At 42.7% G+C, this 16204-nt stretch carries 14 protein-coding genes; 5 read left to right on the top strand and 9 right to left on the bottom strand.

The window, feature by feature from the left end:
* Window positions 1-165: 165 nt before the first annotated feature.
* Window positions 166-2235, bottom strand: a complete 2070-nt coding sequence (locus AC13CK_RS05410) for an acyltransferase family protein (protein WP_314103935.1) — start codon at window positions 2233-2235, stop codon at window positions 166-168.
* A 599-nt stretch (window positions 2236-2834) separates the two neighbouring features.
* Between AC13CK_RS05410 and AC13CK_RS05415 the strand changes: the two genes are divergently transcribed.
* The 5 genes from AC13CK_RS05415 to AC13CK_RS05435 all read left to right on the top strand — a co-directional run bounded on the left by AC13CK_RS05415 (window position 2835) and on the right by AC13CK_RS05435 (window position 7377).
* Window positions 2835-3320 (top strand): NUDIX hydrolase, encoded by a 486-nt coding sequence (locus AC13CK_RS05415; protein ID WP_425877983.1) that lies wholly within the window; start codon window positions 2835-2837, stop codon window positions 3318-3320.
* A gap of 4 nt (window positions 3321-3324) precedes the next feature.
* Window positions 3325-4464, top strand: coding sequence for a tRNA 2-thiouridine(34) synthase MnmA (gene mnmA, locus AC13CK_RS05420; RefSeq protein WP_071851917.1), 1140 nt, complete (start codon window positions 3325-3327; stop codon window positions 4462-4464).
* A gap of 7 nt (window positions 4465-4471) precedes the next feature.
* A complete protein-coding gene (gene hflD, locus AC13CK_RS05425) occupies window positions 4472-5203 on the top strand; it encodes a high frequency lysogenization protein HflD (RefSeq protein ID WP_005107369.1) in 732 nt (243 codons plus the stop codon).
* A 54-nt stretch (window positions 5204-5257) separates the two neighbouring features.
* On the top strand, window positions 5258-6646 hold the full coding sequence (gene purB, locus AC13CK_RS05430; protein WP_482830995.1) for an adenylosuccinate lyase: 1389 nt from the start codon (window positions 5258-5260) through the stop codon (window positions 6644-6646).
* Between the two features lie 89 nt (window positions 6647-6735).
* Window positions 6736-7377, top strand: a complete 642-nt coding sequence (locus tag AC13CK_RS05435) for a DUF2238 domain-containing protein (RefSeq protein ID WP_425877978.1) — start codon at window positions 6736-6738, stop codon at window positions 7375-7377.
* 72 nt (window positions 7378-7449) lie between these two features.
* On the opposite strand, the gene AC13CK_RS05440 is transcribed toward AC13CK_RS05435, so the two are convergent.
* The 8 genes from AC13CK_RS05440 to AC13CK_RS05475 all read right to left on the bottom strand — a co-directional run bounded on the left by AC13CK_RS05440 (window position 7450) and on the right by AC13CK_RS05475 (window position 16201).
* A complete protein-coding gene (locus AC13CK_RS05440) occupies window positions 7450-7689 on the bottom strand; it encodes a hypothetical protein (RefSeq protein WP_425877977.1) in 240 nt (79 codons plus the stop codon).
* 57 nt (window positions 7690-7746) lie between these two features.
* On the bottom strand, window positions 7747-8178 hold the full coding sequence (locus tag AC13CK_RS05445; RefSeq protein ID WP_004279718.1) for a hypothetical protein: 432 nt from the start codon (window positions 8176-8178) through the stop codon (window positions 7747-7749).
* Between the two features lie 109 nt (window positions 8179-8287).
* Window positions 8288-9250 carry a protease SohB gene (gene sohB / locus AC13CK_RS05450; RefSeq protein WP_004279717.1) on the bottom strand — a complete coding sequence of 321 codons (963 nt, stop codon included), beginning with the start codon at window positions 9248-9250 and terminating at the stop codon, window positions 8288-8290.
* 151 nt (window positions 9251-9401) lie between these two features.
* On the bottom strand, window positions 9402-10313 hold the full coding sequence (pstB, locus tag AC13CK_RS05455) for a phosphate ABC transporter ATP-binding protein PstB (protein WP_005246810.1): 912 nt from the start codon (window positions 10311-10313) through the stop codon (window positions 9402-9404).
* 13 nt (window positions 10314-10326) lie between these two features.
* Window positions 10327-11718 carry a phosphate ABC transporter permease PstA gene (gene pstA / locus AC13CK_RS05460; RefSeq protein WP_425877974.1) on the bottom strand — a complete coding sequence of 464 codons (1392 nt, stop codon included), beginning with the start codon at window positions 11716-11718 and terminating at the stop codon, window positions 10327-10329.
* Window positions 11718-13097: a phosphate ABC transporter permease subunit PstC gene (gene pstC, locus AC13CK_RS05465; RefSeq protein WP_005107378.1), complete on the bottom strand. Its 1380-nt coding sequence runs from the start codon at window positions 13095-13097 to the stop codon at window positions 11718-11720. The genes pstA and pstC overlap by 1 nt, the downstream gene beginning before the upstream one ends.
* Before the next feature lie 104 nt (window positions 13098-13201).
* On the bottom strand, window positions 13202-14233 hold the full coding sequence (locus tag AC13CK_RS05470; RefSeq protein WP_004279710.1) for a substrate-binding domain-containing protein: 1032 nt from the start codon (window positions 14231-14233) through the stop codon (window positions 13202-13204).
* A 435-nt stretch (window positions 14234-14668) separates the two neighbouring features.
* Window positions 14669-16201 (bottom strand): pyridoxal phosphate-dependent decarboxylase family protein, encoded by a 1533-nt coding sequence (locus AC13CK_RS05475; RefSeq protein WP_425877971.1) that lies wholly within the window; start codon window positions 16199-16201, stop codon window positions 14669-14671.
* Between the last annotated feature and the right edge of the window lie 3 nt (window positions 16202-16204).

Genomic DNA, 16204 nt, shown 5'->3' on the forward strand with positions numbered 1-16204 from the left:
TTTATGTCTGTGATAATTGAGTTAATATAAACATTTAAAAAATTATTAATTTACTAGCTTCTTTTAATATAAGGCCAGTATTAGAGTCTTTTCATGCTTTTTACAGGATAAATTCCGGGAAATTTCAAAAATGGAATAAATCCTCTCTCCAAGTAACATCTCAACTTAATATCTAAATACTTGTTCAAACATAGGGACTAAAAATTTATTGCCATATTCACTCAAATGGTCATCATCATAATACAAAGGACGAGCATTTTTTGAACCATAACAATATTCTGTATCACATAAATAAGGCAGAGGATTCAAGATTTTCACTCCACAGCGCTGAGCTGCTTCATCCTGAGCATCCCAAACAATTTTATGCCGTTTATGATATTCAGAAAGTGAAAGCTTCATATCTTCCACAGCACCATGTATAACCAGCTTATGCGAAATGGTCTTGGGAATATCTATTCCGAACTCTGGTATTGGTCGCATTAAATAAACCGGTCGGTCTTTTGCCAAACGACATGCTGTATCAACTAAAACTTGGGAAAATTCCTTTATAAACTGCCTATCCTCATTATAAAGATATTTTTTACTGAAGTAGACTGGTGCTAGTTTAGACCGTTCCGATTGGTCAGGCTCATTCACACCTTTTACATACTCTGAAGTACGACTGACCAAAACTAGCGGAATATTAGGATATTTTTTTAATTCTTCATTTGCCCATTGATTTAGAAGATCACATGAATCCGCACTGTACTCTTTATGATCTATATATCGAATGCCATCCAGTGTAGGACAGCTATCCATAAACCAGGAAATCACACCTGAGTTAAAGTGAGAGGCTGCTGTACCCAAAGAACTTGCTATTGCTGATGCATGACTATCCCCCATTAAAATTGCTAAAATTTTTTCTTTTCCGTACACACAACTCGGCGACCCTATTTTGTCATGAGAGGCATTACACTCTTCACGCCTAGGATCTATATCCCATGTTTCTGCAGCAGCAATCTCTACAATTTTAGGTAATCGAATTTCTTCAAATGGAAGTAGTTTGGCACTGATCGCGATTGCAGATAAACTCGCAAGCAAACCAAAACTAAAGATGACTAGAGCTTGTCTGGAAAGACGAAATTTCGTTAAAAATTGGCGTGAGGGTATTTCAACCAGTAAATAGGAAAGATGCCCCAGTATCAGACTAAGCACCAAACCAAATAGTATCCAGTTTAAATCATCTTGCACACTACCAAAATACAAGCCAACCACAACCGGCCAATGCCACAAGTAAATCGAATATGAACGATCTCCCAACCATTGTGCAACAGGGTGCGTGGTTAACATGGAGTCTTCCTGTTGTGACAATATAACCAGTACTGTACCCAGTACTGGTAACGCCGCCCAAGCAGAAGGCCAAACTAACCCCTTATGAATGATCAACATGGCCAATAACAATAAAAAACATCCCGCTACAAAGTACACCTTGGCAAATCTTTGTAATTGTGGAAATTCTTTCGCAGCTAAATAAACCAACCCACCAGCAACGAACTCCCAGCCTCGAACAGGCAATAAATAAAAGGAAGCTACGGGTTTCGAATGAGATATCGCGATGCTTAAAAGGAGAGATCCCAGAAATGCAAAACATAATCCGTATAATAAGGTACGGCGTTCCGATTTAATTTTTGTCAGTAGTAACAAGTAAATAGGTAATAATAGATAAAATTGAAACTCAATACCCAATGTCCATGTATGTAATAACCACTTTTCATGAGCAGTGCCATCAAAGTAATTAGAAGTACGCCAGTAATAAAGATTAGAGTTAAAAGACAGAGCACTACTCGATTGCGTACCCAAAAACATATAGTCAGGTAAGGGTAACCAAAACCACCCTAAAACCAGCAAAATAATAATAAGTATCATCAGGGCAGGAAAAATCCGTCTTATCCGTGCCATATAAAAATCAAATAATTTGAAGCTGTTTTTTTCAAGACTGCTGCAAATGATTGCTGTCATCAGGAATCCTGAAATGACAAAAAATATATCTACACCCAAAAAGCCTGCATTAAACCCTGGAACTTTGAAGTGAAAAAACAAGACCATTAATACCGCATAGGCACGCAGTCCATTGATATCTAATCGAAAACCAATATTTGAATTTGGCGGTGTCATCATGTCAACCTGCTCAAAATATTTTTTTAATGTTGGGTTTATAAGTTTATTTTTTGATGCATGATGAAGAAAACTTTGCATTAAATCAGAATGCAGTTAAAAAATTAGACAATACTAGAAGGTTTATAATATCTCTTAACTTTTTAATTATATTCGGTTATTTTTCTTCTTTTTTAAAAATTGATTGATATTTACTCAACCTTCTTATCTTCAAACTTGTCTTGTTTGAAGTCAATAGGCTAGACACATAACTCTATAAAAATATTTGTAGGCATCATTCAGAATACTTTTAAGACCAACATCATCACTTATCTAGCTAATTTAGGCTTTTTCGTCGTGCTATAAAGGGTATAACTATCTGATATATCAACTTTCAGTTATAGTCCTCATTACTTTAAATAATTGTTTTGGAAATCAAGCTTCTGATCCCCATCAGCATTTCTCCAAGTCCTGAAAAAATATTAACAGCCCCGCTATACTATTTTTATGTGCGTTTTCCCAGTTCTAAAATGATCACTTCAGCATTTATTTTCTCTGTAATTCATTAACCCCAAATACCATGATTATCATTGGTTGATTATTCATTAATGCATTAAGTCGCTTAAAGAAACCTGCTCTCAACATAGCCACACACCCTAAAATTTTATACAATAGTGCATCCTTTTCCATGGTGCTGCTTTATGACTGCTTGGACTGCTCATGTCACTGTCGCAACTGTCGTTGAAAAAGACGGAAAATTACTGTTTGTAGAAGAACATACAGAAGGTGTGACACACACGGTATTTAATCAGCCTGCGGGTCATATCGAATGTGGCGAAACTATTATTGAAGCTGCCATTCGCGAAACCATGGAAGAAACCGGACATACAGTGAGTATTGAATCACTGCTAGGTATTTATACTTATACCCCACCGATGTTCCCGGATCGGACATATTTTCGTTTCTGCTTTTTAGCCAAATCCATTGACTATGACCCCAATGCCACTTTAGATACAGATATTGTCGGCGCGGTCTGGATGACGCTCGATGAACTGATTGAATCTGCTCGTGCACGTAGTCCATTAGTGATTAAAGCCGTACAAGATGCACTTTCAGGTCAAAAATACCCTTTATCGCTCATTTACGAGCACCAAAATTCTCCCTTAATTTCAAATTTGGATGCCTAATCCTATGCAACAACGTGTCATCGTCGGTATGTCAGGTGGTGTAGATTCATCTGTTTCTGCTGCCCTTTTACTTCAACAAGGTTATCAGGTTGAAGGTCTTTTCATGAAAAACTGGGAAGAAGATGACGGCACAGAATATTGCACGGCGATGGATGACCTTGCCGATGCTCAGGCCGTTTGCGACAAAATCGGAATTAAGCTGCATACTGCGAACTTTGCCATGGAATATTGGGATCGCGTATTCGAGCATTTCCTGGCGGAATATGCGGCTGGCCGTACGCCAAACCCAGACATTTTATGTAATAAAGAAATTAAATTCCGTGCCTTCTTAGATCACGCGATTAACCTAGGTGCAGACTTTATTGCAACAGGTCATTATTGCCGTCGTGGTGAAACCATGACCAATTCACGTGGTGAAGAATATGCACCGCTACTGCGTGGTGTAGACAATAACAAAGACCAGACCTATTTCCTGCATGCGGTTCATGGTCGTGAAATTAACAAGACCCTGTTCCCTGTTGGTGAAATTGAAAAGCCACAAGTCCGTAAAATTGCAGAAGAATTAGATCTGGTCACGGCCAAGAAAAAAGACTCGACTGGCATCTGTTTCATTGGTGAACGTCGATTTAATGACTTCTTGAAGCAATATTTACCTGCTCAACCCGGAAAAATCGTACTGGAAGACGGTAAAGAGGTTGGTGATCATCACGGCTTAATGTACTATACGCTCGGTCAACGCGGTGGTATTGGTATTGGCGGTATGAAAGGCGTCGCTGAAGGCGCCTGGTTCGTATTGCATAAAGATATCGAAGGCAATCGTCTGGTGGTCGGCCAAGGCCATGAACACCCACTGATGCAAAGCACCATACTTTGGAGTGAGGCGATTGACTGGGTGGCAGGTGAGCAAGATATTCCTGAAACAGGTTTCCGCTGTACAGCCAAAACCCGTTACCGTCAGACTGATCAAGCATGTACTGTGTATCAAGATTCAGAATCACCGAATGGTGTTCGTGTTGAGTTTGATGAACCTCAACGTGCAGTGACCCCAGGTCAAAGCGTGGTGTTCTATTCAGGTGAAGTTTGTTTAGGAGGTGGTGTGATTCATCATACCAATGCACCTAAACCTGATTTTATAAAAGGATGAATTCGGCATGACGGAGTTACCATTTCAACCAGCCACAACGTTGAATACTCGTCAAAATCGTGCTTTGGCATTAGCGGGTGTGTTTCAGGCCACCCAGCTAACCCATATGACTGCATTGACGGGGCAGCAAAGTATTGGTGAAAGTGGTAACTTTTATTTTGAACAGTTGATTAGAGCCAGTCTTAATATCCGTCCCGGCAGCAATCAGAATGCCCAGACACTCGACTTTTTTAATCAGCTGGCCGATATTTCCTTAGGTTTAAAAACATTAGAAAGCAGCATTATTCAACCCTTCAATACTTCACCCAAATCCAGAATTCCAAAACTTTCCAGCACTAAACTTCCCATGAGCTATGCGATGGCACTTCTTCAGTTAGAAAAGAAGGTCTATAGCAACCCCAAATTTGTTGAAATTATTGAACAGTCTCAACAGAAAATTCTCAGACAGCTCTCCTTCTTCGATAATAATTACCTGCACCCCAGCATCATTGCCAACCTTGCTCAAACCTATGTCGATACGGCCGGACAGATTAATCCGCGTATTATGGTACGTGGCAATGCCGAAGCCTTTAAAGATGCCGGACACACCAACCGCATTCGTGCGTCCTTATTTACCGGTTTGCAAATGGCGCATCTGTGGCGTCAGCTCGGTGGCAGCTCTTGGGGTATGGTATTTGGCAAACGCAAGTTGCTACAAGATATTCAGAATCTAGCGCGTTTACAGTTTCAGGTGGTTTAACTGATGCTGCACGTGTTTTGTTTTACGTTTAATTCCAAAATCTAAGGAATCGATATGAACGCTTTAACTGCACTTTCTCCATTAGATGGACGTTACGCGAGCAAATGTGATGCTCTACGTCCCTTTCTTTCTGAGTTTGGTTTAATCCATGCTCGTGTGACTGTTGAAGTGCGTTGGTTACAAGCGCTTGCAAACCACCCGGAAATTACTGAAGTACCGGCGTTTTCAGGCGAAACTAATGCAGCGCTTGATGCGATTGTGAGCGATTTTTCTGAAGATGATGCCAATCGCATCAAAGAGATCGAACGCACCACTAACCACGACGTTAAAGCGGTTGAGTATTTCCTGAAAGAAAAAATCGCTGGTATCGAAGAACTTAAAAATGCCGGTGAATTCATTCACTTTGCATGTACGTCTGAAGATATTAACAATCTGTCACATGCCTTGATGCTGAAAAGCGGTCGTGATGTACTAGTTGCATCTATGCAGCAAATCATTGATTCAATCGTTGCGCTTTCTGAAAAGCATGCAGACCAGCCAATGTTGTCTCGTACTCATGGTCAAACTGCAAGCCCGACGACTTTGGGTAAAGAAATGGCAAACGTGGCTTACCGTCTTGCACGTCAAATCAAACAGTTTAAAAATGTTGAGCTACTGGGCAAAATCAATGGTGCAGTCGGTAACTACAATGCGCACTACTCTGCTTACCCAGACATCAACTGGCCTGCGCATTCACGAGCATTTGTAGAGTCTCTGGGTCTAGACTTCAACCCGTACACCACTCAAATCGAGCCACACGATTATATGGCTGAATTGTTTGATGCGCTGCGTCGTTTCAACACTATTCTGATCGATTTTAACCGTGATGTTTGGGGCTATATCTCTCTTGGTTTCTTCAAGCAAAAACTGAAAGAAGGCGAAGTTGGTTCTTCAACCATGCCGCACAAAGTTAACCCGATCGACTTTGAAAACTCTGAAGGTAACTTGGGTATTGCAAATGCTGTACTTGCACACCTTGGTGAAAAACTGCCAATTTCTCGTTGGCAGCGTGACCTGACTGACTCTACTGTGCTTCGTAACATGGGTGTTGGTTTTGCGCAAAGCTTAATTGCTTTTGAAGCTTGCTCTAAAGGTATTGGTAAACTTGAGTTGAATACTGCGCGTATCAATGAAGATTTAGACAATGCGCAAGAAGTATTGGCTGAGCCTATTCAAACTGTAATGCGTCGTTACAACGTTGAAAAACCGTACGAAAAATTAAAAGCCCTGACTCGTGGTCAAGCCATGACTCGCGACATGATGGTAGATTTCGTAAACGGTAACGAGTTAGAAGCTGTTCCTGCTGCTGACCGTGCGCGTTTAGCGGAAATGACCCCTGCATCATATACAGGTAATGCTGCTGACCAGGCCAAACAAGTGGCTGAGCTGATTAAAAAAATCTAATTTGCAATAAGACGAAAAGGCGAAGCTCAGGCTTCGCCTTTTTATTTATAATGTGTTTTATTTTAAAAAAGATATTTCATAATAACGACATGATTGATCATCGACTTTCCGCCAAACATTATCTGAGCTTGGGCATTTTAATTCTGGCGATTTTGCTTGCCAGTATTCGTCCTTTAGAACTGGAAGCTTATCTCTTGCATCAGGCAGGCACAGTTTTCATGATCATCATGCTGCTCATCTGCCTGTATAAAATCGGCCTGAATTTTTTAAGTTTTAATTTATATATTCTTTTTTTGATTGTTCATGTGATTGCTGCGCACTATCTGTATTCTTATGTGCCTTATAACCAATGGATCGAGCAGATTTTTGGCTTTAATCTGAATGAAGTGATGCACTGGTCACGCAATATGTTCGACCGATTTGTCCATCTGGCCTACGGATTATTACTTTATCCAATTTTCCATCGCCTGTTTCAGGTCTGGTTACCACAGCAAAAACCCGTGGTCATTTTCCTGCTGGTGATTCAGTTTGTGGTGGCCAGCAGTATGATCTATGAGTGGCTGGAATGGCTGATTGCGATTGGTTTATCTCCTGAAGAAGCTGAAAACTATAATGGACAACAAGGTGATATGTGGGATGCGCACAAAGACATCTTGCTTGCTACGATTGGCGCGGCGATAATAGGCGGGCTGCAATTGATACCGAAAAATCAAAAAAGCTCATCGAAGTGAGCTTTTAAAATCACAATCTAATAGCTGAATTAAAGTTTTGGATCACGCATTTAATTACATTCATATCTTCAATTATGAATGTGGGCAATATCGCATCCAATCATCCTTCATTTTTTGCAGTTCATTCCCCGTCAACATCTCACTGTAATAAATGAAATAGGTTGCATCAGGATATTGAATCTCATGACGGAGCATTATGCCACGCAGTGACACAGATAACTCCTCAGGAAAATCATCCTCTAAATAAAGTTCTTCAAATTCATAATTAAAATAACAATTTTGCGTCGCAAGAAATGCTTCAGCTATAGCCATGTTTCTGCTCTAACAATAAAATATGCTTTATTTTATCTGATTAGTTTCAGTGATGGTTTACATTTCATTCGGTTCAATCCATTGAACAAACTTAGATTCTGACAAATGTGGATATTTGAACTTATCTAGATATTCAAAGCAGGCCTTTTGGCCTTGAGGGATTTTATCCAGATGCTTATCGAAGAATAAATGCCGACTATATTGAGCGCCATCAAAGCGAATACTCACACGTTCAAATTCGTTACCACCTCGAACTTTATGCATCTGATAAAACTGCACAACGCCACATTCTTTCGATGGAATAACAGGTGGATCATTGGGCTTTAGAAAGCTATACAGCAGAAAGATACAAACGCCGGGTAGAAAACTCAGCCAAAACAAAACCTTCTTAGAATTATCCTGAGTTAATTTTGCTTCAGAATAAAGCATACATAACATCGGAATAAATACGATACTAAAAAACCCAAGCAACAAAATAAACGTGAGCATATGAGCCTAGACTCAATCAGAGTACTCCACTTATATCACAACAATATGATTTCAAAAAATAAAAAAGCCCACCGAAGTGAGCTTTAAAATTCATTCAAGATCAATTGGATTAAAGTTTTGGATCACGTATTTGCACCAGATTTGCGTTTGCTTTACTTAAGCTTTCCATAACGTTATTCATGACAGTGGGTATCAGTGAATCAGCAATTTGCGCTGCTTGCAGGCCGAGTTTTTCACCCAAAGTTGGTTTCTTGCGGGTCTGGATGGAATAGATATCATGTTGGGTCAACAAGTTGAGCAGGTATTCATCTGAGGTTTGCAGTTTATCCACCAGATTTAGATCCAGCGCATCCCGACCATACCAATGCTCACCAGTGGCCACTTTTTCAATATTCAGCTGCGGGCGATACTTCTCAACGAAATGTTTGAATAAAGCATGGGTTTGCTGTAGTTCTTCTTCAAACTTAGCCTTACCCTCTTCGGTATTTTCACCAAACATAGTCACGGTACGTTTGTACTGTCCAGCGGTATAGAGTTCAAAGTCGATTTTATTGTCTTTCAGTAGGCGGTTAAAGTTGGGGACTTGAGCAACCACACCAATTGAACCAACAATCGCGAATGGTGCAGAAATAATCTCATTGGCAATACACGCCATCATATAACCGCCACTAGCGGCTACTTTATCGACACAGATGGTCAGATGAAAACCTGCCTCGCGTAAACGTACCAGTTGAGCTGCTGCAAGTCCATAACCATGGACCATGCCCCCCGGACTTTCCAGACGCACTACAACGCGGTCACGACCTGCTTTGGCTGTGGCCAGAATCAGAGTGATTTCTTCACGTAAGCCTTCTACCGCAGAAGCAGCCATATCACCTTTAAAATCGAGCACATAGATTTTTTGATTGGTTTTCTTACGTGCACGCGCTTCTTTTGACAGTTGTTGCGATAACTGTAAAAGTTCCAGTTTAGAGCCAGTAGTTTGCGCTATTTTTTTTCGTTGTTCATTGATACGCGCATTGAGATGACTAATACGGATTTCAGCGGACAGTTTCGGAGTATGAAATAACATAAAAAATCTATTCTCTATTTAATTCGGATTTATTCCTTTAGATTAGGTCAATTTCGGTTTTTTTCAACTTTATTTCGAGAATTATTACGATTATCACCATCTATTTCACCTATAAAAAAAGAGCCTTACGGCTCTTATTCTAGAGATCGGATTAACCGAAACGCCCTGTAATATAGGCTTCAGTCAACTGATGATCCGGCTGGGTAAAGACTTTTTCAGTCGAGTTGACTTCTATCAGATCACCCAAATGGAAATACGCAGTACGATCCGATACACGTGCTGCCTGTTGCATGGAGTGAGTTACGATCGCGATGGTATATTGCGTAGATAGCTCAGAAATCAGCTCTTCCACTTTGGCGGTTGCAATGGGATCGAGTGCCGAACACGGTTCATCCATCAAAATTACTTCTGGACTGACTGCGATCGTACGCGCGATACACAGACGTTGCTGCTGACCACCTGACAAACCTGTTCCCGGTTGATTCAAACGATCTTTCACTTCTTCCCACAGACCGGCTTTACGCAAGCTGCCTTCGACAATTTCTTCAAGATCGTACTTGTCACGCGCCAAACCATGCAGTTTTGGGCCATAGGAGACATTATCGAAGATTGATTTCGGAAATGGGTTTGGCTTCTGGAAAACCATACCAACCTGTGCACGTAGCAAGACCACATCCAGGTTTGGATCATAAATATCCTGATTGTCCAGCATCACTTTACCGGTTACACGGCAGCTATCAATGGTATCGTTCATGCGGTTTAAGGTACGCAGAAAAGTCGATTTACCACAGCCTGATGGCCCAATAAAAGCAATCACTTCATTTTCATAAATGTTCAGGTCAATGCCTTTAATCGCTTCCGCTTCACCATAGTACACATGCACATCAGAAGTACTAAGTTTCACATTCGTCGACTTCGCATCTTTTTTGCTGCTTTGCGTATCGAACTGGGAAACAAACGGAGTTGCTGGCTTTTGAGTTGCCTCATCCGAGGTGAATTGTGTCTGTTGTGGATTCACGATTTGATCCTTTTTTAAGGAATTTTGAATAACAGTTGTGTTCATGATTCTGCCCCTATTACCAACGGACTTCAAATTTCTTACGTAACCAGATGGCCAGACTGTTTAAGCTGATCATCATGGCCAGAAGTACAATAATTGCTGCTGCAGTACGCCCTTCAAAGAAGTTACGCAATTCATTGCCTTGCCATAAGAAAATCTGCACCGGTAAAGCCGTTGACTGATCAAATGGTGTGGCTGGAACGCTGGCAACAAAAGCACTCATTCCGATTAATAACAATGGTGCGGTTTCACCCAAAGCCTGTGCGACCCCAATGATTGCGCCTGTCAAAATACCCGGTAAAGCCAAAGGCAAGACGTGATGGAATACTGTCTGGATGCGGGAAGCACCGAGGCCCAAAGCTGCCTGACGAATCGAAGGTGGAACCGCTTTAAGTGATGCGCGTGTGGTGATGATCACAGTCGGTAAGGTCATCAGACTCAGCACCAGACCACCCACCAATGGTGCTGACAGTGGCAAATGCATCCAGCCAATGAAGATCGCTGCACCCAACAGACCGAAGACAATCGATGGTACGGCTGCCAGGTTATTGATATTGACTTCGACCACATCAGTAATCCAGTTTTTTGGTGCAAACTCTTCCAGATAGATCGCAGAGGCCACCCCGATTGGAATCGAGATAAAGATCACGATCATCATCATGAACAGTGAGCCCATGAAGGCACCTGCCAAGCCAGAAGTTGCTGGTGAGCTGCGTGAATCAGGACTGGTGAAAATATTGGTATTGAAACTATTTTCAATCACACCAGCGGCTTTCATCTCGTCCGCCACCTGACGTACTTCAGGACTGAGCTGCTGCTGTTCATCAGGAAGATCACGGTCAATATTTCCCGCTAGCCAGACATCGACATTGGCATCAGCCAGAATTTTCACTTCCTTGCTTTGACCGACCAGACTCGGATCATTCATGACCATGTCGCGCAAACGGTACGCCTCAGAACTAGTATATAAAGAACCCAGTTCATCACGCTGGCTTTCCAGCTTGCTATCTTTGGCGATCATGCCGTTGATAATCAACGCATCCCAATCCACCATTCCCACTTCGGTCTGCCAGGCAATAAAGCGATCTTCAAACTGTGCTGGAGATTCTCCTGCAGCTGGCTTCGGTTTTGGACCAATATCCACAATGGCTGGATCGAAATGAATCGGCAAACTCATGCTGCTTTGCCAGAATGCAGGCAAACCTTTGGATAAAATACTCCCGAACAGCAATACCACAAAGAACAGACCTGCCAGTACCGCAGAGAAACCAAATAAACGAAAGGTTTTTTCTTTACGATGACGTCGTGCCAAAGAGCTTTGAATGGTCTTCTTACGCTTTTCACGCAGCTCGGCGGCGATGGATGGATCAATACGCTGATCCACAGGCGTTGTATTTGAAGTACTCATTAGTCGTATTGCTCACGATATTTACGCACGATGATCAGTGCAACAATGTTCAAACCTAAGGTAATGACGAATAGCGTCAGTCCTAGTGCAAAGGCCACCAGTGCTTGTGGACTAGCAAAGTCAGTATCGCCAGTTAGCTGATTCACGATGGTAATCGTGACCGTAGACACGGCTTCAAGTGGATTGGCATGCAACTGTGGGCTGTTCCCGGCTGCAAGAACCACGATCATGGTCTCACCAATCGCACGTGACGCCGCCAACAGGAACGCACCAATAATACCCGGCAAGGCTGCGGGTAAAACTACCTGACGGATCGTTTCAGATTTGGTGGCACCCAAACCCAAAGAGCCATCACGTAAGGCACGCGGCACCTGAGTGATGATGTCATCTGACAGAGAAGATACGAACGGAATAATCATGATGCCCATGACCAGACCGGCGGTCAGCGCGCTGGTGGCATTAATTTCGAGTCCGACCAGAGCACCCATGCTTTTAAGGAATGGGCCGATGATCATCAAAGCAAAGACACCATAGACAATCGTAGGAATACCCGCCAACACTTCAATTGTAGGTTTTGCCCAAGAGCGGAATCGCGGTGAAGCGTATTCGGCCAGATAGATCGCAATCATCAGGCCTACTGGAACCGCGACCAGAAGCGCGATCCCGCTGACCATGAGCGTGCCCCAGAGCAGTGGCAATAAACCATAACTGCCTTCAGCACTGCCAGAGGTGCTAAACCCTGGGTTCCATTGGGTACCAAAGAAGAAATCGAGTGGGCTAACGAAGCTGAAGAAACGCATCGCCTCGCCAAACATCGACATCACAATCCCGAGAGTGGTCAGAATCGCCACACCTGAACACAATGCCAGGCCGATATTAATCATTTTTTCGACTTGGTTACGTGCACGGAATTCCTGACTAATATGTTTCTTGGCCCAGACCAGACCAGCCAGCGCCGCCGAAATCACGACTGCCAATTTGGCAAAGGTACCAATGGTCGAGAATTTAGCCAATTGCTCTGCGGCTGCGACTTCATAGGCTGCAGGTGTATCACTCACTCCAAAACCTGAGGCAAGTGCCTGAACGCGATCAATCACAACGCTCAAACTTGCCGGATCCAGACTGGCCGAAACATTTTCTGGCAAATGGTTGAGTACCACCTGCTCCAGAAAAGTGGGTTCTACCATATTCCAAACAATCAAAATTAAAAACGCAGGGATACCACACCATAGTGCAACCAGGGCACCATAATATCCGGGACGCGAGTGTAAGTTTGCAGAATTGCTTCCCTTACCTGCTAAGCTACGGCTTTTACTTAATCCGATTTGATAGGCTATGGCCATGATGGCCAATAACACACCTATAAGTAGCAGATTCATGTATTCTCCACTGTTTTTTCAATTTTCATGGTTTGAAAAAACTTGTTTATCGCAAAAAGCCGATGGTAGGTTGACCCTACCACCAGCGTTTTCAAAATCATTTATTACTTCACAACAACCGCTTTACCAGCCTTGAAATTTGCCAGGACTGCTGCACGTTCTTTATCAGACATTGAAATCAGACCTGCTTTTTCCAGCTTAGAGCCTTTGCCAGATACTTTCTTGTTCAGGAAGTATTCTGTGAACTGCGGTAAGCCTTTGATCGATTTCAAATGCTCGCCTTTTACGTAGAAGAACAATGGGCGTGATACCGGATAAGCACCATTCAAGATGGTCTTTTCAGAAGGCGCTACATTGTTCACTGTGGCAACACGTAGACGGTCACGGTTCTGGTCATAGAAACCTAGCCCAAACACACCTACGGCACTTGGAGAAGTTTTTAAACGTGCCAATGTTTCGGTATAGTCACCGGCAATCTCAACCACACGGCCATCTTTACGGAATGTTGTACAAGCTTTTTTCTTAGCATCTTTGTCTAGAGACTTAATTGCAGCATACGTTTCACAACCTGCATCCACCATTTTCTCCTGGAAGACTTCGCGCGTACCATGATTCGACGCAGGAATTACCAGGGTGATAGGTTCATTCGGAAGTGCTTTGTCAATTTGGTTCCAACGCGTGTACGGGTTAGCGACCATTTTTCCATTTGATGGAAGTTGTGCAGCAAGTGCAGCGAAGACATGTTGTGGACGCAGTTTATAAGCCGCTTTGTTTGCATTCGATGCAAACACAATACCGTCATAACCAATTTTGATTTCTAGGACTTGGTTAACGCCATTCTTTTTACATTCTGCCAGCTCTGTACTCTTGATTTGACGAGAAGAGTTTGCGATATCAATCGTATTATCACCCACGCCATTACAGAACTGTTTTAAACCACCTGAAGAACCGCCAGAACCGACAACTGGTGTTTTAAACTGTGGAAAAGTATTACCGAATTCTTCTGCCACGATACTGGCATATGGAAGTACAGTTGAAGAACCTGCAATTTGGATGGTGTCACGTGCTGCGTGTGCAGTCGTTACAGCAGTTGCCCCGGTTACTGCTAATGCTAAAGCTATATTTGTAAAGCGCATTCTAGTATCTCTCTCATTTATGCAAATTTGGAGTACACCACTTTTTATTCAGTTTTGTACTTCTTTCGATACCTGCATTTTGATTTTAGAATATGACAGATAAGTTACAGCTTTATTACGATTTAGTGATTTTTAATCTAGCGGCTTTTTCTTGATTAAATTTTTATGGATTTCAATGATTAAGTTCTTTATGTCATTCACTTCAATAAAAAATTTTAGACCAATGACATGTAACAATTTTTATAAACCTGAACTCAGGATAAATCCTGCTCCCCAGTTTTACATAAGCCTATGACAAATAAATAACAGGCCAAACGGGATTCAGACCTTCCGTGTTTTTGTGAGGAATTTCGATCTGGGAAAGGACCTTTTTTTATTTTTAAGCGCACAAAAAAGGAGATCATTTCGATCTCCTTTTTTTCACACCACCATCACTTATGCAATGGGTGGCGTATAAGTACCGTCAGCGATTGAATCTTTGATACGATCCGCTTCTGCAAGTACTAATGCCAGCAAGTTCTTCACGTTATCAAGCGTTGCAACCGGGCTTAAAGTGGTCATTTTCAGAGACTGAACCTGACCGACTTTCGTCACACCAATGTTCGCTTCACCACGCGCAAACAGTTCGTCTGCTACGTTTTGATTGAGCGTATCGAGTAATTCAACCGGATATCCCGCTGGAACCACACGGAACAAGACAGACGCGAATTGAGGCTCAAGCAGAAGCTCCAGACCATCAGTCGCTTTAATGTAGTCTGCCACATCACGGGTTAATTTCACGCCATGATCGATCATCGAACCATAAAGCTCTTCGCCCAGTGCTTCAACTGTCATCCACAATTTCAATGCATCAAAACGACGCGTCGTTTGTAGTGACTTCGATACCAGGTTAGGAACGCCATGCTCTTCATCATAAGCGGAGTTCAGATACTCTGCTTCATAATGCATGAAACGGTAATTCGCTTCATCTTTCAGCAGGAACGCGCCACAAGAAATGGTTTGGAAATAATGCTTATGGAAATCAAGCGTGATCGAATCCGACAGCTCAATCCCGTCCAGCATAGAACGATAGTCATTGGATAGAATCAGTGCACCACCCCATGCCGCATCGATGTGCATCCACGCGCCATATTTATTGGTGATTTCACGAATTGCTTTCAATGGATCAATCGCACCAGCATCCGTTGTACCCGCTGTTGCCACCACACATGCCACGATCTTGCCTTCAGACTGAAGATGCGCCATGGTTTTTTCCAGTGCATCTACGTCCATCTGTGCATTTTCATTCACAGGAACAGTGACCACTGACTGGAAGCCCATGCCCATCATCGCCATGTTCTTTTGCACAGAGAAATGTGCATTTTCAGAACAGATGACTTTGACATTATGCATCGCATCCGCAGGAATACCATCGCGCTGAACCGACCACGGATTACCGTTTTCGTCTTTCCAGTTTTTCGCAATGCAAGCATCACGCGCCAGCAATACGCCCATCAAGTTAGACTGTGTCCCACCAGAAGTGAATACACCGGCCTGACCTGCACCATAGCCGACTTTTTGACGTAACCAGTCAATCAGCTGAACTTCCATCAACGAACCGGCCGGGCTTTGATCCCATGAGTCCATTGACTGGTTGGTTGCGTTAATCAGCACTTCCGCGATCTGACTGGTCACCATTGTTGGACAGTGAAGATGCGCAAGTGAATGTGGATGATGTACTTTTAAGCTCTTGTTGAGGAATAGCCCAACCATACGCTCAAGAGATTTTTCTACACCCAAACCTTCTTTTGAAGGATTAAATGCAATCGCACTGCGTAGCTCGTTAATGCTGCCGCCAGTGTACATTTTGTCGTTTTGCAACCATGCCGCAACCGCTTTGGTCGCTTGGTCCATGCCAGCCTGATAGTCAGCAATGGATGCAGCATCATTGCAGAGTAACGCTTTACGATGTTCTGCGAAATCTACCATGAA

This window comes from Acinetobacter sp. L-24 (assembly GCF_056857555.1).